1 rRNA gene is annotated in these 1,660 nt (G+C 58.0%); it reads left to right on the top strand.

Features of this window, described 5'->3' with window-relative positions:
* Positions 1 to 20: 20 nt before the first annotated feature.
* Positions 21 to 1,593: ribosomal RNA gene (locus tag ACTRXH_RS15995) — 16S ribosomal RNA — on the top strand.
* Positions 1,594 to 1,660: the final 67 nt, after the last annotated feature.

Genomic DNA, 1,660 nt, shown 5'->3' on the forward strand with positions numbered 1-1,660 from the left:
GATGCCACAGCATCAAACTTTTTACGGAGAGTTTGATCCTGGCTCAGGACGAACGCTGGCGGCGTGCCTAATACATGCAAGTCGAGCGCGGGAAGCCGGCGGACTCCTTCGGGAGAAAACCGGTGGAACGAGCGGCGGACGGGTGAGTAACACGTGGGCAACCTGCCGGACGGATGGGAATAACCCCGGGAAACCGGGGCTAATGCCCAATACGCCCTGACCTCGCCTGAGGTCAGCGGCAAAGCAGGGATCTTCGGATCCTTGCACCGTCCGATGGGCCCGCGGCGCATTAGCTAGTTGGAGAGGTAAGGGCTCCCCAAGGCGACGATGCGTAGCCGACCTGAGAGGGTGATCGGCCACACTGGGACTGAGACACGGCCCAGACTCCTACGGGAGGCAGCAGTAGGGAATCATCCGCAATGGGCGAAAGCCTGACGGTGCAACGCCGCGTGAGTGATGAAGGTTTTCGGATCGTAAAGCTCTGTTGACAGGGAAGAACCCACGCCAGTCGAACAGGCTGGCGTGCTGACGGTACCTGTCCAGAAAGCCCCGGCTAACTACGTGCCAGCAGCCGCGGTAATACGTAGGGGGCAAGCGTTGTCCGGAATTATTGGGCGTAAAGGGCACGCAGGCGGTTTCGTCAGTCCGATGTGACAGGCCACGGCTCAACCGTGGAAGGCCATTGGAAACTGCGAAACTTGAGGACAGAAGAGGAGAGTGGAATTCCACGTGTAGCGGTGAAATGCGTAGATATGTGGAGGAACACCAGTGGCGAAGGCGACTCTCTGGTCTGTACCTGACGCTGAGGTGCGAAAGCATGGGGAGCAAACAGGATTAGATACCCTGGTAGTCCATGCCGTAAACGCTGAGTGCTAGGTGTTAGGGGTTTCGATACCCGTAGTGCCGAAGCTAACGCATTAAGCACTCCGCCTGGGGAGTACGACCGCAAGGTTGAAACTCAAAGGAATTGACGGGGGCCCGCACAAGCGGTGGAGCATGTGGTTTAATTCGACGCAACGCGAAGAACCTTACCAGATCTTGACATCTTCCGCTACGCCTCGAGAGAGGCGGTTCCCCTTCGGGGGACGGAATGACAGGTGGTGCATGGTTGTCGTCAGCTCGTGTCGTGAGATGTTGGGTTAAGTCCCGCAACGAGCGCAACCCCTAATCTTAGTTGCCAGCATTCAGTTGGGCACTCTAAGGTGACTGCCGGTGACAAACCGGAGGAAGGTGGGGATGACGTCAAATCATCATGCCCCTTATGATCTGGGCTACACACGTGCTACAATGGATGGTACAACGGGATGCGAACCCGCGAGGGGGAGCCAATCCAGAAAAGCCATTCTCAGTTCGGATTGCAGGCTGCAACTCGCCTGCATGAAGCCGGAATCGCTAGTAATCGCGGATCAGCATGCCGCGGTGAATACGTTCCCGGGCCTTGTACACACCGCCCGTCACACCACGAGAGTTTGCAACACCCGAAGTCGGTGAGGGAACCCTTCTGGGACCCAGCCGCCGAAGGTGGGGCAGATGATTGGGGTGAAGTCGTAACAAGGTATCCCTACCGGAAGGTGGGGATGGATCACCTCCTTTCTATGGAGCATGACCCCGGTCCCGCAGGGACCGGGCAGGGGCCTGGCTTGGCTTTCCTTTTGAGAGA

This window comes from Marinococcus sp. LNHM5E3-2.1, from assembly GCF_056034365.1.